This window comes from Gulosibacter sediminis (genome assembly GCF_030011715.1).
GTDB lineage: Bacteria > Actinomycetota > Actinomycetes > Actinomycetales > Microbacteriaceae > Gulosibacter > Gulosibacter sediminis.
On record NZ_JASCYH010000118.1, the window covers coordinates 1 to 255 of the forward strand.

Sequence of the window (255 nt, forward strand, 5' to 3'; positions counted from 1 at the left end):
GAGCGTGTTTTTCGCGAAGGAGCTCGACCGGCCCTGACCGAGATGATCCGCTTCATCGACGAGTATCGAGAGCGGTTCGGGGTCGAGCTCATCTGCCGGACGCTGCGCCCGGCAGTGCAGGGATTCACCACGTCCCGCGGGTATCGCGCCGCGAAGACCCGCGTAGCCTCCGCCCGGCAGCTGCGCGACGAGCTGCTGGTGCCCGAGGTCGCCAGGCTGCATGCGGAGAACTACGGCGTCTACGGGCGGCGGAAG

General features: G+C 68.2%; 1 pseudogene. It reads left to right on the plus strand.

The window, feature by feature from the left end:
• Positions 1-255 (plus strand): annotated as a pseudogene (locus QM019_RS12800) (IS3-like element IS3501 family transposase); the annotation flags it as partial.